Here is a 13,487-nt window from a genome sequence, read left to right on the forward strand (position 1 = left end):
GGCGGTTCGGGGGGCGGCACCGGGTCGGGGTGGGGCTCGGGGGGCGAGGGGTCCGGGCCCGGCGTCGGTCCCGGAGTGGGCCCCGGCGGGACGGGATCCGGGTACGGGTTCGTCATGGCGCGTGTCCTCCGGCCTGTCGGTCGACGTCGGCTCTGGACTACTCCCCCGCCTACCCGGGGCCGCTCCCGCCAGTCACCCGCCCGCGTGACGGCGCGGAGCCGGTTGGCGCCACCGCCCCGGCCTGCGGATCACGGGGTCAGGGTGTCGGAGCGGCCGGCCGCGAGGCGCGACCAGTGGGGGATGGGCCGTCCGTCGCTGCGGAACACGTCGTCGGCGGGCGTGCTCTGGACGGTGGGCCACCCGTCGGGCGAGTCCTCCCACAGCTCCTGACGTCCGTACACGGTGAGGTCCATGAGCGCGTAGCTGTAGTCCATCGCCTCCACGCCGCGCAGTGTCGTCCAGTACGTCTCGTACACGCGGTCGCCGTCCCGGAGGTAGCACACGAGGTGCATCATGCCGACGTGCCGCCCGGTCAGCAGTTCCTCCAGCGACGGGAGGGCCGAGTACCACGGCACCTCCCAGCCCATGAAGTCGCGGTAGCGGCGGCTCTCCTCGTACGGGCCCTGGCAGAGGACCGCGTAGGTGATGTCGCGCGAGTGCAGGTACGACAGTTCCTGCACCTGCGTGGTGACCCAGGTGCAGCCCTCGCACTGGCCCGCCGCGTCGTGGCCGGGGTGCCACATGAAGTAGTACGCGATGAGCTGCCGGCGTCCTTCGAAGGCGTCGAGCAGGGTGAGCGGCCCGTCGGGGCCGGTCAGCGGCAGGTCGGCCGCGACCTCCACCATGGGCAGGCGCCGCCGTTGCGCGGCGAGCGCGTCGCCCTCCGGGGTGTGCGCCTTCTCCCGGATCCGCAGTTGGTCCAGCCGGGCGTCGAAGGTGGCCCGGTCGGCCACCGGCGGCAGCGCCGGTGCGCGGTCCGTGGGGCCCGTGTCGTGCTCCGTCATGGCCTTGCTCCGTCCTGTGCGTGCTGTCCCGCGTCGGTCCTCGAGGGTCAGGGAGTGCCGGTCGGATCGGGACGCTCCGCCAGTTCCTTGATCCGCAGCAGCCGCGTCTCCCAGGAGCGGCCGATCCGGTCGAGTTCGCGGGCGAGTGCGCCGAGCCGGGCGCCGAGGGCGACGTGGACGACCTCGCGGCCGCGCTGCTCGGACTCGACCAGTCCGGCCTCGCGCAGCACCTCCAGATGCTTTCTGATCGCCTGCCGGCTCACCGGCAGGACCCGCGCCAGCGCGGACGCCGACATGGGTTCCTCCGCGAGCCGGGTGAGTATCTCCCAGCGCGTCGGGTCGCCGAGCGCGGCGCACACGTCGGGAAGGGCGACCGCGCTCACCGCTGCCCCGCTCCGGCCGGCGTGCCCTGCTCGACGAACGCCTTCGCGGCCGCCAGCTCGGTGAGCCAGCCCTTGTCGTTGCCCTCGCGTTCCCTCAGCCAGGCCGCCGGGTCGTCGGCGAGGCTCGAGAAGCCGCTCTCCACCACGCGCAGGGTCACCCCACCACTGTCCCGCTCATGGATCCAGAACTCGACCAGGGTGGAGGGCGTCGCGCCGTCGCGGAACGGGGTACCGATCCAGCGGAAGGCCGCGTAGCGCGGTTTGTCCAGCTCCACCGTCCGGAACCGGAACTCGCCGTGCGACGGATGGCGGACCACCGTCACCTCGCCCTCCTGGCGCAGGTCCGGTTCGGGCTCGACCTCACCGTCGTTGATGTACCAGCCGGGCCGGACGATCAGGTCCCAGACCCGCTCGGCGGGGGCGTCGATGTCGATCCGCCGGTCGATGCGGTCCAGCTCGGCGAGTTCCGCGTCGGTGTGCGTGATGTCGTTCACGGGGTGCCTCCCTCGTCGTCCCTTGATCTGCAACTGAACGGTTGCACACGAGGGCGGGATATGCAACCCGAGAGTTGCACTTACTCGAGGGTGCGCGTCAGATCAGCCGGGCCGCCGCCGCGAGCCCCGGACGAGGGCTGGAGAGCACGGGAACGGCCGTGGCGACGAGGGCCTCCGCCGGAGCCATGGAGGCCTGCGCCAGAACGATCGCGTCGGCGTCACGGACCGTGTCGGCGGCCCGCGCGACGAGGCGGACGTACCCCGCCGCGTCGCCCGCCTCGAAACGCTCCCAGGCGCCGTGCACCAGCACGGTGCGCACCTCGGCGGACCGGCCGGCCCGCCGGGCCTCGCCCTCGATCAGGGCGCCCGTGGGACCGAGCGTGCTCTCCAGCGCGGCGAGGACCACGACACGCGGACCCGCGGCCACGGCGGCAGCGGCCATGGGCCGGTCGACCCGCAGTACGGCGACACCGGCCCCGGCGCCGGCCGCTTCCGCGACCCCGCCGATGGTCGAGCAGGTGCACAGCACGGCACGGGCGCCCCGGTCGACGGCCTCGCGCACCCGCGCCCGTACGGCGTCGGCGACCGCCGCAGGCCCGTCGGCGCGGGCGCGCTCCAGCAGGTCCTCGGCGACGAGGTGCAGCAGCTCCAGGCCCGGGTGGGCGCGGTCGCGCAGCGCGTCGAAGACGGGGACGTGCACGGGCGAGGTGTGCAACAGCGCGAGCACGGGCCGCTCCGCCGGGAGCGTCAGAACCGCTCGGGGTGCGCCGCGAGCCACGCGTGCGCCGCCTTCATCAGCTCGGGCCCGGCCGCCGGGGCCCGGTCGGGGTGGCGCCCGGCCCACGCGGCGACGTACGGGCACAGCGGCGCGACGGCGCTGTCCTCCCGGGCGGCGAGGGCGTAGAACGCGCGGGCGAGTGAGCCCGCGATGCCCTGACCCTCGTGGGCGGGCTCCACGGCGGTGTGCACCGGGACGAGCGCGCGCTCCGGCGCGTCGAGGACGAAGTACTCGATACGCCCGACGACCTCACCGCCGGCCACGGCCTCGAGCCGGCCTGCCGCACGGTCGTCGCGGATCTCGATGTCACCCATGGTCACGTTTCATACCGGGGCGACGGCACCCGGGCTGCGCTCCTGGTCCGACCCCGGCACCGGCTCGGACGGATCGGCGCCCAGGGCCACGATGCGGTTGCCGGCGTCCACATGCACCACGCGGGGCCGCAACGCCCGCGCCTCGGCGTCGGTCACCTGGGCGTAGCTGATGATGATCACCAGATCTCCGGGGTGGACGAGATGGGCGGCGGCCCCGTTGATCCCGATCACCCCGGACCCGCGCTCCCCCTCGATGACGTACGTCTCCAGCCGGGCGCCGTTGGTGATGTCGACGATGTGCACGAGCTCACCGGGCAGCAGATCGGCGGCGTCGAGCAACTCGGCGTCGATCGTCACGGATCCCACATAGTGCAGGTCGGCCTGGGTGACGGTGGCGCGGTGGATCTTGGACTTGAACATGGTGCGCAGCACTATGGACTCCTGAAGGACGGCTCCCCGCCAGCTTGTTGCAGGTCAGGGGCGTCGTTCACTGTACACCGGCATGTCTTCGACTGCGTGCGCTCCCGGCAGGCCGGGGTCGCATGCCCGTTCCGCCGTGCGACCGCGCGGTCAGGCACCGTCGGCACGGTCGCACAGGGCGATGCCCTCGATCGTGTTCCCCTCGGTTCCGTGGCCCGGGAAGGTGAACCAGTTCCGCGGGGCCACCTCCTGGCAGGGGACGTCCATTCCGTCGCCGTACATGACCTTCACCCTGTGGGCGGTCGGGCAGTCGTTGATCACGAATGTGTAGCGCCATCCCGGGCTGTACGTCAGGCACGCGGGTACGGGGGGCTGGTTCCCCGCGCCCTCCTGTGACTCGGCGTGCACCGCCGTGGCGGGCGTCGCCAGGGCCAGAGCCATCGCGCACACCACGAAAGCTGAACGCACAAACCGCCTCATCAGAGTGCTCCCCTTCACTTACTGAACGGACACCTCAGAGTACGGAGGTCCGGCAGAGGCGTGAAAGTGATTGCGGCAAGTTTCAGCAGTTTTCGGTGCGGCAGGGCGGAGCAGTCCGAGATGTTGGCGTTCAGGCCCCTTGCGGGTCCGGACGCTGACGCAGGTGCGTCGCCCGGCGTAGCAGACGGTCGATGTTCTCGCGGCTGCGTCTGTCGGTGGGGGTCTGGACGACGAGGCGGACGCCGGGGTGGTCGGTCAGATCCATGCTGGTGGCACGCAGGCTCACTGCGCCGATCCCCGTGATGTCGTAGCGCTTGTCGCACAGGTGCGGTGGAGCGACGTCGTGCGTGGCCCAGAGCCGGGAGAACAGCGGGCTGGCGGTGCACAGACGGGCGACGAAGTCCTGCCATCGCGGGTCGCCCGCGTTCTGGCTGTAGCGATAGCGGAACCCTGCCACGGCCTCGGGCGCCTGCTCGTCGCGGTTGACGACGCGGGGCTGCCCCTCCGGTGCCGCGAAGAGCTGCCAGAGGGTGTTGCGCTTGCCGGGCGGAGCACTGACCAGAGCGGGGTGCAGGGCCGCGTATGCGCGGTTCCAGCGCAGCACGTCGGTACGGGCGTCGACCAGCATGGCGGGCAGCGGGTCCAGGGCTCCCAGGACGCTGTCGAGGTGGCCGGGGAGCTCGATCGGCGGATCGCTGACGGCCGGAGGCTGGGGGACCTCGGCCAGACGGTAGAGGTGGTCACGCTCGGCGGCGCTCAGCAAGAGCGTGCGGGCCACCGCGTCGAGCACCTGGGAGCTGACGTTGATCGGCCGCCCCTGCTCCAGCCACGTGTACCAGGTGATGCCGACACCGGCCAGCTGGGCGACCTCCTCGCGGCGCAGTCCGGGGGTGCGCCGACGGACTGTCGTGGGTATGCCGACGTCCTCGGGTGAGACCCGCGCGCGTCGTGAGCGCAGGAAATCCCGTAGTTCGGTCCGGTTCATGGTTGTCGGCACAGATCCACTGTGCCAGAGCCGGGAGATGCCGGCCTGGTGCTGCCGGTACCAGTATCAGCAGGCTTCTGGCACCGGTGTCAGCACACGGCGCAGGCTCGTACCGCCTGTGTTTCTCAGGACCTTTCCGGGACGTCTTGCACGACGTTCCCCGGGGACGGCTACCCAGATGAACGGACGACGAGTTCCATGAGCAACGCATTTCACCGCAAGGTCGCGGTCGTGACGGGTGGAAGTGCCGGTATCGGGCACGTCACCGCGCGGAAGATCGCCGAAGGGGGCGGGACTGTCTACATCACGGGACGGGACCAGGACGCCGTGACGGCGGCGGCCGCGGACATACCGGGTGATGTCATCGGGGTGCGGGCCGACTCGCGCTCTGCCGACGACCTCGACCGGCTCTTCACGCAGGTGGAGCGGCGCAGCGGCCGGCTGGACGTGCTGGTCGTCAACGCGGCGGCGATCGCGACCGCACCACTGGGAACCATCACCGAGGACGTCATCAGGACGGTCTTCGACGTCAACATCACCGGCACCATCATGACCGTCCAGAAGGCGCTGCCGCTGCTGGCGGACGGTGGTGCCATCGTCCTCACCGGCTCGATGGCCGCTCACAAGGCGTCGCGCGGGCGGAGTCTCTACGCGGCCTCCAAGGCCGGCGTCCGCGCTCTCGTCCGTACCTGGGCCCTTGAGCTGACCCCGCGGAGGATCCGGGTGAACGTGGTGAGCCCGGGCCCGACGGATACGCCCAGTTTCGCGCAGCTGGCCGCCACCGCCGAGGAACGCGAGGCGCTCATCGCCACGATGGGCACCGGGACCCCGATGACCCGGGCCGGCACCGCGGAAGAGGTCGCCGCCGTGATCTCCTTCGTCGCCTCGGACGCGGCCTCCCATGTCAACGGCGCCGACTACCAGGTCGACGGCGGTTACGGCCAGGTCTGACCGAGTTCCGCGCCGGCGGCGGGGACGTCGTCGTCAACCGTCCGTACGGCGAACACGGCATGGTCGACGACTCGGCCGCCGATCTGTGGCTTCTGGTCTTCGAGGAGGAGCTCCGTGACCATCTGGCGGTCTGACCGTCTCGCCGCCGGTCCCGCGGCGGGCGGCGCCCCGGCCGGCCCCTGCGAAACGGGGCCCCGAGGGCACCGGCGGCGACTTCACCGTGCTCGACGTGGGAGGCACGACGCTGCGGACCGAGCCGTTCCGCCTGGGCCTCGGTCGTCGCCGAGACGCTGGGGGCGCCCGCGCACCTCGTCGTGCCGGTGCCGCGGGCGGCCACGCGGTATGCGTCCCGACCGGAGAACGCGTGGCTGACCGGCTCCCTGCTCGCCCCGGTTGCCGGGCTGCCACGCGGTGCTCTCCGACGGTGTCCGTGACGAGCGTCACGCGGCGGGGTTGCGCCTCACGTCCGGGAGTAGGTGAGGCAGTCCACCTGGTCGTGCTCGTAGCCGACGGTGATGGCCGGGGCGTGGCACTCCAGCCCGGAGTTGTGCCGGCAGTCCGCCATCTTGCACGCCCCGACCCGGCCGGTGGTCGACGGCTCACCGCCCTCCAGGTCGGCGGCCATGAACGTTTCACAGACGGGGCTGTCGAGATCTCCCACGGTGATCGCCGCGGCGCGGCACGTGTGGTGGTCGTTGTAGGCGCAGTCCTCGGCCGCGCACTCGCTGATCACGGGCAGTTGCATGACGGGGGTGGCAGCCATGGCGGGTCGTCCTCCTCGTGGGCTCGCGGGGAGCGGAACGTTCCTTTCCTGTCTTCCACTGTCCGCGACGGCGGGCGACGGCGCATGTCAGGGGGAGGGCCGACGGCCCGGGTTGCACTGCGCCGATTCGCGGCGATCGTGGAGTTGTGGGCCTGGAGAGGATCGCAGTGCCTGATACCCCGCACACCGTCAGCGACGTGATGACCCGGAGGGTCGTGGCCGTCGGACGCGGCGCGCTCTGTCCGACGGCGAACGCGTCCGGCTTCCGAAGGGACCGGTCGCCATGAGCGCACACGTCACCTCCCCACCGCCTCCCGGCGGGCCCGTTGCCGTGGAGGGGTATCCGGCCCGGCTGACGGCTCGGCTCGACGCGCCGTTGTCGCGTTGGCTGTGGCTGGTCAAGTGGCTGCTCGCCCTCCCCCATTTCGTCATCCTGTTCTTCCTGTGGGTGGCGGTCGCGGGGGTGAGCGTGGTCGCCTTCTTCGCGATCCTCTTCACCGGCCGGTACCCGCGGCCCCTGTTCGACTTCACCACCGGTGTCCTGCGCTGGAACTGGCGCGTGGCGTACTACGCGTACGGCACGCTGGGCACCGACCGCTACCCGCCGTTCACCCTCGCCGACGTCCCGGACTACCCGGCGCACTGGGACCTGCCCTACCCCGGACAGCTCTCACGCGGCCTCGTCCTGGTGAAATGGTGGCTGCTGGCCCTGCCGCACTACCTGATCCTGGGATTCTTCGCCGGCGGTGCCCGTCTGGCCTGGTTCTCGGGCGGTCTCATCGGCCTGCTCACGCTGTTCGCGGGCATCGCCCTGGCCGCCACCGGGCGGTACCCGCGCGGACTGTTCGACCTGCTGCTGGGCCTGAACCGCTGGGTCCTGCGCGTCGCCGCCTACGCGGCCCTGCTCACCGACGCGTATCCGCCCTTCCGGCTCGACCAGGGCGGACAGGAGCCGGGGAGGGCGCCGTGAGAACTGCGGGGGGCGGGCCGCGGACGGACGTACTGGTCGCGTCGGCGTCGGGTCCACCCGGAGCGTCCCTCCGGAGCCGGAGTACGCGGATCACCGGGTGTGCTCCGGTGTGATCGAGCGAGGGCAGGTGCCGTGGCCGGGCCGGCGGGCGGCCGGTACGGGGACCACCGCGGCTGGAGGGGCGTCGACGGCTGGGCCGCGGGGGTCGCCGAGCGGCTCGCTCCGGCTCGGTCGTGCGAGGGAGCGGCGTCGTGGTCCGTCACGCGTCCTCCGGCACGGCCTCCCGTGTCCGATGGTCGGGTTCGGAGTGATCGTCGTCCTCGGCCGGGGCGGGGGCCCGTGGCAGGCGGAGCTCGAAGCAGGCGCCGAGGGTGCGGGGGGTGAGGGTGAGGGTGCCTCCGTGGCGGTGGGCCAGGTCGCGGGCGATGGCGAGACCGAGGCCGGTGCCGCCCTGGTCGCGGGAGCGGGCGTCGTCGAGGCGGACGAAGCGTTGGAAGATGCGCTCGGCGTCCTCGGAGGGCACTCCGGGTCCGTCGTCGTGCACGGTGAGGACGACCTGGTCGTCCTGGTCGCGGAGGGTGATCTGGATGCGGTGGGCGGCGTGGCGGGCGGCGTTGTCGATGAGGTTGCGCAGCAGCCGTTCGTAGTCGTCGGGGTTTCCCAGGGCGAAGGCGGTGACGGTGTCGTCGCAGGTGAGGGTCAGCGGACGCTCGGCGAACGGGTGCTGCTCTGCCAGCCGGGACGCGAGAGCGGTCAGGTCGACGGGTTCGGTGTCGTCAGCCGTGGGGGTGCGGGTGTCGAGGCGGGCCAGCAGCAGCAGGTCCTCGGCGAGCGCCTGGAGACGGCGGGTCTGCCGTGCGGCGGTGGTGACGGCCGCGGGCCAGTCGGTGCGTTCCGGGTAAGCGAGCGCGACCTCCAGGCTGGTCAGCAGGGTGGTGAGCGGACTGCGCAGTTCGTGGGCGGCGTCCGCGACGAAGCGGCGCTGCTGGGCGGCGGCGGTGTCGAGACGCTGGAGGGTGGTGTTGATGGTGGTGGCCAGGGCGGCGATCTCGTGGCCCGAGGCGGGGACGGTGACGCGTTCGCGGGGGTTGTTCGGGGTGACCGAGGCGGTGAGGACCCGGATGGCCTCGACGGGCCGCAGCGCGATGCGCACGGTCAGGTAGGCGACGCCGGCGATCAGTACGAGGCCGGCGAGACCGGCCCGCACCAGCATGCCGTCGACACTGTCGGTGATGTCCTTGGCCGCGGTGGGGAGGACCACCACGTAGACCCGCACGCGGGCGTCGGTGGCGACGCCCAGGGCGGCGGCCGCCTCGCGGCTCAGTTCGCCGGGTTCGATGTCGGACCACATGACCCGCTGGACTCCGCCGGGCACGTCGCCCTGGAGTCCGGGGTTGAAGTCGGGGTTCACCGGCATCCGGATGTCCCAGGACCCGGACGAACTGGTCGGCGCGGGCAGCACGTGGTGGACGTCGGGACGGAAGTCGTCCATGCCTCCGCCGTAGGCGACGGCGGTGCTCCGGCCGGTCGCCACGACCTCGAACGGCACGATGCTGGTGCGGGGAGGGATCACCCCCTCCCTCACCTCGTCGGCGAGCGACATGGCATGGTACAGGGCCTCCATGGTGGCAACGTCGGTGCTCTTGCGGTAGACCTCGCGGTGCACCCACCAGCCGATGCCGGCCAGGAGGACGGCGGCCGCCAGGGCGGCCGCCAGGGCAGCGCGGGCCCGTACCGAACGGGGCCACCAGCGGCGCCACGACTTGAACCCGTTCACGGTCGTCCACCTAAACCCGTTCACGGTCGTCCACCAATCGGTAGCCGGTCCCCCGCACGGTCTGCAGGGACTGCCGGTGGAACGCGGCGTCCACCTTCTTGCGGAGCGAACTGACGCGGGCCTCCACCAGGTTGGGGTCCACGGCCTCGTCGGGCCACGCGTGGTAGAGCAGGTCCGCCTTGGTGACCGCCTGGCCCGCCCGGCGGGCGAGCAGCTCCAGGACGGCGAACTCCCTCGGGGTGAGGTCCACCCGGGTGCCGGCCCGGCGGCACACGCGGGCCGCGACGTCCAACGACAGGTCGCCCACGGCGAGTACGGGCGGTGCGACCGCGGCGGCCCGCCTGACCAGGGCCCGCAGCCGGGCGACGAGCACCGGGTAGGAGAAGGGCTTGGCCAGGTAGTCGTCGGCCCCCGTGTCCAGGGCCTCCGCCTGGTCCCACTCCCCGTCCTTCGCGGTGAGCACGAGGATGGGGGTGGCGTTGCCCTCCCGGCGCAACTGGGCGCAGACCTTGTACCCGTTGAGCCCCGGCAGCATCAAGTCCAGGATGAGCAGGGCGTATTCACCGGTGCGGGCCATCCACAGCCCCTGCCGGCCGTCATGGGCGAGGTCGACGGTGTAGCCCTCGGCGGTCAGGCCGGTGTGCAGGGTGCGGGCCAGGTCGACCTCGTCTTCGACCACGAGTATCCGCATGCGGTGCAGCCTCGCACAGGGCCGGCACACCTTCCTGATCAGCCGGTCAGGTTGGATCAGCAAACGGTCAACGAGGTCCGGGCACGCTGGCGGCGCTTCCTCGCCCCTGCTGAAAGGCGCTGTCGCCGATGTCCGTTGACGCACGTGTCCCTGCCGTGAGCACGACGCTCTCCCCTCCCCCGCCCACCCGCCGGCCCCCGGCGATGTCGTCCCGGACCGTTGTCGCTCTCGCGCCGGTGCTGCTGACCGTCGCGCTCGGGCTCTGGGGGATCCGCAGGGAGAACACGCTGTGGGGGGACGAAGCGGTCACCCAGGACGTCGCGCACCGCGACCTCGCGCAGATATGGCAGACGGCCCAGCACGTCGACCTGGTCCATGCCGTGTACTACACGCTGATGCACGGGCTCTACGGTCTCTTCGGCGGTGGGCTGCTGACGCTGCGGCTGCCGTCCGTGCTGGCGATGGCCGGGGCAGCGAGCGCAGTCGCCCTGCTGGCGTTCCGTCTGGCGGGGCCGCGTGCCGGGCTGCTGGCCGGGCTGGTGTTCCCCGTCCTGCCCCAGGTGCAGAAGTACGCGCAGGAGGGCCGCTCCTACGCCCTGGTCTGCGCCCTGGTCGCCTGGGCCACCTGTGCGCTGGTGGCCGCCGTCCCGCGCCGCGACCGACGGCGGTGGATCGTCTACGGCTCCACCATGCTGCTGGCCTGTCTGCTGCATGAGTTCGCGGTCCTCGCCCTGGTGGCGCACGGCGTCACACTGGTCGTCTCCCGGGTGCCGCGGCCGGTGCTGCGGGCGTGGGGCGTGGCCGCGGCGGTTGTCGTGGCCGGGCTGCTGCCCCTGGCGGTCCTCAGCGCGGGGCAGTCGGAGCAGGTGTCCTGGATCGGCGGACCGGTGCGACCGGAATACTTCCTGGTGGTGGCGGTCGTGGGCGTGGCGCTCGCCCAGGCTCCCCTGGGAGCGAGGGGGCCCGTACGCCTCACCGCGCTGGCCGTGCCGCTCCTCGTCCTCCCGGGGCTTGTGCTGCTGGCCGCCTCGCTGGTCAGGCCCCTGTTCGTCGACCGGTACGTGCTGTACGGCAACATCGGGTTCGCTCTGCTGCTGGGGGCCTGGATGGACCATGCCCGCCGGGTGTGGTGGCCCGCCCGCTACGCGTGGGTCGCCGTGGCCGCGGCGGCGGTCGCGCTGATCCCGTCGAGCCTCGCGCTGAGAACACCCGAGAGCCGGAGCAACGACGTCACCGCCATCGGCGCCGCCGTGCGCGAGGCCAGCCGTCCGGGCGACGGGCTGCTCCATCTCACCGGTCAACACCGGGTGTTGACGTCGGCGGACCCCGAGGACACCCGCCTCCTGACGGACCTGGCCCTGGCGCAGGACCCCGTCGCCTCGGACACCCTCGCGGGCGTGGAGCTGCCCGCCCGGGAGATCGCGGCCCGCATGCTGGAGTCCGACCGGATCGTCGTGGTCCGTGGACGGGGCCGGCACCCGCTCGACGACCCGCGGGAGGCGGCGAAGACCAGCACCCTGCGGTGGCACTTCCGCGCGCACCGCACCACCCAGGTCAACGGGGCACGGGTCACGGTCTACGTCCGCAACCGCGACGCGTCGGGGAAGGACCGGACCGTCCCGTAGGCCGGCTACGCGTGGTCCGGGGCGTGGCCGGCGCCGGTTCCGGCCGCGCCGCGGTGCGGCGGGCTCGAGGGGGCCGCGTCCGGCTCCGGACCGGGCAGCGGCGCGTCGTCGTGGGCACGCAGCCCGGCGAGTGAGAGGTGCAGCAGCCGCTGCCACATGTGCGGGCGGCAGTCGTCGGTGAGCTGCACGGCGTGCCCCAGGGAGACCAGCAGGAGCAGCAGGTCGTCGGTGGTCACGCCGGGGCGCAGGACGTCCGTGGCGCGGGCGCACAGTTCCTCGACGACCAGGCGGAGTTGCTGGATGCCCTCCAGGTCGGGGACCGACCAGGTCAGGGAGAAGTTCTCCATGACGGCGATGTGGCGGGCGTAGCCGGTGAGGGCCTGCTGGTAGAAGTCGGTCAGGGCGGCCCACGGATCCTCGGCCTCGACGGCCGCCCGGCGTGCGGACTCCGCCCACCTCGTGAAGTCCCTGCGCAGGACCGTCTGGATGAGGTCCTCCTTCTTGGGGAAGTGCCGGTACAGCGTGCCCATGCCCACCCCGCTGCGGGCGGCGATCTCGCGTACGTCCACCGCGGCGCCCTGTACGGCCAGGACCTCCGACGCGGCCTCGACGATCGCCTCCCGGTTGCGGATCGCGTCCACCCGCTCCGCGCGGCGCCGCGTGCCACGCCCCGGCCCCTTCGGCCCTTCCTGTTCAGCCACTGCCATGGCGCCAGCCTACCTTCTTTTCCGGAGCGCCCGCTCCGGACATGCTACGTTGAGGAGCAGGTGCTCCGGATAGTGGGAGGAAAGGCATGCCTGACGGGTTCACGAGCAGTGCGGAGGACGTCTCCGCGGCGCACGGCGGCAGCTGGAACGAGCGGATCATCGCCGAGTTCCGGGCCAACGCCGGGTACGTGCCGTGGAGCAGCGAGGCGGAGTTCGCCGCCGGCCGCCCCGTCCCGCCCCGGATGCCCGGCTTCGACGAGCGGGGCATGCCGCTCATCCTGGTGCACAACACAGGGGCCAGAAGCGGGCGGAAGAGGATCAACCCGTTGTTCTTCCAGCCGGTCGACCGCGGCTGGGCCGTCTTCGGAACCCACGGCGGCAGCCCTCATGACCCGGCCTGGGTCGGCAACCTCGTGGCGCACCCCCGGGTCACCGTCGAGGTGGGCACGGAGACCGTGCCGGCCGTGGCCCGGATCGCCCGGGGAGAGGAGCGCGAGCGCCTGTGGGCACGCCAGGTGGCGCTCGTCCCGAAGTTCGCCGAGTTCGAGGCGGCCTCGGGCAGGCAGGTTCCCGTGGTCGTCCTGGAGCGCTCACGACCCGCGCTCACGACCCGCACCGACGACCGCGCCCACGCACCACGCACCACGCACATGAACGCGTCCGAACAAGGAGAGTCATCGCCATGACCGTACCGACCGAGTCCGTCGCGCTGCGGGAACTGCTCGACAAGTCCGCTGTCACCGAGGTCCTTCACACCGTCGCCCACGCCATGGACACCCGCGACTGGGATCTGTTCGCGGACTGCTACGCCCCGGAGGCCGAGGGCGACTACGTCAACGCCAAGGCCGCCGGCCGAGAGGCGATCGTCGCGGGGACGAAGGCGTTCCTCGAACCGCTCGACGCCACCCAGCATCTCGTCGGCAACATCCGCGTGAGCGTGGACGGCGACATCGCCACGACCCACGCCACGTTCGTCGCCCAGCACGTGCGCGAGGGGGCGTCGGACAGCGGGCAGTACATCCTTGGCGGCGTGTACCAGGACACCCTCCGGCGCACGGGCGCGGACTGGAAGATCACCCGGCGCCGGATCCGTGGACTGTGGAGCAACGGAGACGCGGCGGTGCTCACCATCCCCGTCTCCTGAC

The 13,487-nt window shown here is 72.2% G+C and carries 18 protein-coding genes; 5 read left to right on the forward strand and 13 right to left on the reverse strand.

Annotated elements, in window-relative coordinates; genetic code table 11:
- Window positions 1–248: 248 nt before the first annotated feature.
- The 8 genes from AC5L3C_RS02645 to AC5L3C_RS02680 form a co-directional block, all read right to left on the reverse strand.
- Window positions 249–1,004, reverse strand: coding sequence for a DUF899 family protein (locus tag AC5L3C_RS02645; protein ID WP_493646611.1), 756 nt, complete (start codon window positions 1,002–1,004; stop codon window positions 249–251).
- Window positions 1,005–1,051: 47 nt separating this feature from the next.
- Window positions 1,052–1,387, reverse strand: a complete 336-nt coding sequence (locus tag AC5L3C_RS02650; RefSeq protein WP_493646612.1) for an ArsR/SmtB family transcription factor — start codon at window positions 1,385–1,387, stop codon at window positions 1,052–1,054.
- A complete protein-coding gene (locus AC5L3C_RS02655) occupies window positions 1,384–1,881 on the reverse strand; it encodes an SRPBCC domain-containing protein (protein ID WP_493646613.1) in 498 nt (165 codons plus the stop codon). Before AC5L3C_RS02655 ends, AC5L3C_RS02650 begins: the two co-directional genes overlap by 4 nt.
- A 97-nt stretch (window positions 1,882–1,978) precedes the next feature.
- Window positions 1,979–2,608, reverse strand: a complete 630-nt coding sequence (locus AC5L3C_RS02660) for an aspartate/glutamate racemase family protein (protein WP_493646614.1) — start codon at window positions 2,606–2,608, stop codon at window positions 1,979–1,981.
- A gap of 20 nt (window positions 2,609–2,628) precedes the next feature.
- Window positions 2,629–2,973, reverse strand: coding sequence for a GNAT family N-acetyltransferase (locus AC5L3C_RS02665; RefSeq protein ID WP_493646615.1), 345 nt, complete (start codon window positions 2,971–2,973; stop codon window positions 2,629–2,631).
- Window positions 2,974–2,982: 9 nt separating this feature from the next.
- Window positions 2,983–3,405 (reverse strand): aspartate 1-decarboxylase, encoded by a 423-nt coding sequence (panD, locus tag AC5L3C_RS02670; RefSeq protein WP_493646616.1) that lies wholly within the window; start codon window positions 3,403–3,405, stop codon window positions 2,983–2,985.
- A 138-nt stretch (window positions 3,406–3,543) separates the two neighbouring features.
- Complete coding sequence (locus tag AC5L3C_RS02675; protein WP_164555547.1) at window positions 3,544–3,834, reverse strand: alpha-amylase inhibitor; 291 nt, start codon at window positions 3,832–3,834, stop codon at window positions 3,544–3,546.
- Between the two features lie 169 nt (window positions 3,835–4,003).
- The gene (locus tag AC5L3C_RS02680) at window positions 4,004–4,870 is read right to left on the reverse strand and encodes a helix-turn-helix transcriptional regulator (protein WP_493646617.1); all 867 of its coding nucleotides are present in this window, start codon (window positions 4,868–4,870) and stop codon (window positions 4,004–4,006) included.
- 186 nt (window positions 4,871–5,056) lie between these two features.
- On the opposite strand from AC5L3C_RS02680, the gene AC5L3C_RS02685 reads away from it, so the two are divergent.
- Window positions 5,057–5,809: an SDR family NAD(P)-dependent oxidoreductase gene (locus AC5L3C_RS02685; protein WP_493646618.1), complete on the forward strand. Its 753-nt coding sequence runs from the start codon at window positions 5,057–5,059 to the stop codon at window positions 5,807–5,809.
- On the opposite strand, the gene AC5L3C_RS02690 is transcribed toward AC5L3C_RS02685, so the two are convergent.
- The gene (locus AC5L3C_RS02690; protein ID WP_164555548.1) at window positions 5,794–5,931 is read right to left on the reverse strand and encodes a hypothetical protein; all 138 of its coding nucleotides are present in this window, start codon (window positions 5,929–5,931) and stop codon (window positions 5,794–5,796) included. The genes AC5L3C_RS02685 and AC5L3C_RS02690 overlap by 16 nt on opposite strands.
- A 338-nt stretch (window positions 5,932–6,269) precedes the next feature.
- Window positions 6,270–6,572, reverse strand: a complete 303-nt coding sequence (locus AC5L3C_RS02695) for a DUF1540 domain-containing protein (RefSeq protein WP_206302280.1) — start codon at window positions 6,570–6,572, stop codon at window positions 6,270–6,272.
- 283 nt (window positions 6,573–6,855) lie between these two features.
- Between AC5L3C_RS02695 and AC5L3C_RS02700 the strand changes: the two genes are divergently transcribed.
- Entirely contained in the window at window positions 6,856–7,542 is a 687-nt protein-coding gene (locus AC5L3C_RS02700; RefSeq protein WP_493646619.1) for a DUF4389 domain-containing protein, read from the forward strand.
- A gap of 259 nt (window positions 7,543–7,801) precedes the next feature.
- Here the strand turns inward: AC5L3C_RS02700 and AC5L3C_RS02705 are convergent, their stop codons facing one another.
- Together AC5L3C_RS02705 and AC5L3C_RS02710 are read right to left on the reverse strand one after the other, a co-directional pair.
- Window positions 7,802–9,319, reverse strand: a complete 1,518-nt coding sequence (locus tag AC5L3C_RS02705) for a sensor histidine kinase (RefSeq protein ID WP_493646620.1) — start codon at window positions 9,317–9,319, stop codon at window positions 7,802–7,804.
- A 10-nt stretch (window positions 9,320–9,329) separates the two neighbouring features.
- A complete protein-coding gene (locus AC5L3C_RS02710; RefSeq protein WP_493646621.1) occupies window positions 9,330–10,010 on the reverse strand; it encodes a response regulator transcription factor in 681 nt (226 codons plus the stop codon).
- A 128-nt stretch (window positions 10,011–10,138) separates the two neighbouring features.
- Here AC5L3C_RS02710 and AC5L3C_RS02715 point away from each other — a divergent pair, with 128 nt between their 5' ends.
- Window positions 10,139–11,635: a glycosyltransferase family 39 protein gene (locus AC5L3C_RS02715; protein ID WP_493646622.1), complete on the forward strand. Its 1,497-nt coding sequence runs from the start codon at window positions 10,139–10,141 to the stop codon at window positions 11,633–11,635.
- Window positions 11,636–11,640: 5 nt separating this feature from the next.
- On the opposite strand, the gene AC5L3C_RS02720 is transcribed toward AC5L3C_RS02715, so the two are convergent.
- Window positions 11,641–12,342, reverse strand: coding sequence for a TetR/AcrR family transcriptional regulator (locus AC5L3C_RS02720; RefSeq protein ID WP_493646623.1), 702 nt, complete (start codon window positions 12,340–12,342; stop codon window positions 11,641–11,643).
- An 86-nt stretch (window positions 12,343–12,428) separates the two neighbouring features.
- On the opposite strand from AC5L3C_RS02720, the gene AC5L3C_RS02725 reads away from it, so the two are divergent.
- Both AC5L3C_RS02725 and AC5L3C_RS02730 read left to right on the forward strand, forming a co-directional pair.
- The gene (locus tag AC5L3C_RS02725; protein WP_493646624.1) at window positions 12,429–13,028 is read left to right on the forward strand and encodes a nitroreductase/quinone reductase family protein; all 600 of its coding nucleotides are present in this window, start codon (window positions 12,429–12,431) and stop codon (window positions 13,026–13,028) included.
- Entirely contained in the window at window positions 13,025–13,486 is a 462-nt protein-coding gene (locus AC5L3C_RS02730) for a nuclear transport factor 2 family protein (protein ID WP_493646625.1), read from the forward strand. Before AC5L3C_RS02725 ends, AC5L3C_RS02730 begins: the two co-directional genes overlap by 4 nt.
- Window position 13,487: the final 1 nt, after the last annotated feature.

It is taken from the genome of Streptomyces speibonae (genome assembly GCF_984686075.1).

Bases quoted from the DNA above. Each gene is read 5' to 3' on its own strand.
- AC5L3C_RS02645 (WP_493646611.1), bottom strand. From the start codon at position 1,004: ATGACGGAGCACGACACGGGCCCCACGGACCGCGCACCGGCGCTGCCG.
- AC5L3C_RS02665 (WP_493646615.1), bottom strand. From the start codon at position 2,973: ATGGGTGACATCGAGATCCGCGACGACCGTGCGGCAGGCCGGCTCGAG.
- AC5L3C_RS02675 (WP_164555547.1), bottom strand. From the start codon at position 3,834: ATGGCTCTGGCCCTGGCGACGCCCGCCACGGCGGTGCACGCCGAGTCA.
- AC5L3C_RS02685 (WP_493646618.1), top strand. From the start codon at position 5,057: ATGAGCAACGCATTTCACCGCAAGGTCGCGGTCGTGACGGGTGGAAGT.
- AC5L3C_RS02690 (WP_164555548.1), bottom strand. From the start codon at position 5,931: ATGGTCACGGAGCTCCTCCTCGAAGACCAGAAGCCACAGATCGGCGGC.
- AC5L3C_RS02695 (WP_206302280.1), bottom strand. From the start codon at position 6,572: ATGGCTGCCACCCCCGTCATGCAACTGCCCGTGATCAGCGAGTGCGCG.
- AC5L3C_RS02700 (WP_493646619.1), top strand. From the start codon at position 6,856: ATGAGCGCACACGTCACCTCCCCACCGCCTCCCGGCGGGCCCGTTGCC.
- AC5L3C_RS02710 (WP_493646621.1), bottom strand. From the start codon at position 10,010: ATGCGGATACTCGTGGTCGAAGACGAGGTCGACCTGGCCCGCACCCTG.
- AC5L3C_RS02715 (WP_493646622.1), top strand. From the start codon at position 10,139: ATGTCCGTTGACGCACGTGTCCCTGCCGTGAGCACGACGCTCTCCCCT.
- AC5L3C_RS02720 (WP_493646623.1), bottom strand. From the start codon at position 12,342: ATGGCAGTGGCTGAACAGGAAGGGCCGAAGGGGCCGGGGCGTGGCACG.
- AC5L3C_RS02725 (WP_493646624.1), top strand. From the start codon at position 12,429: ATGCCTGACGGGTTCACGAGCAGTGCGGAGGACGTCTCCGCGGCGCAC.
- AC5L3C_RS02730 (WP_493646625.1), top strand. From the start codon at position 13,025: ATGACCGTACCGACCGAGTCCGTCGCGCTGCGGGAACTGCTCGACAAG.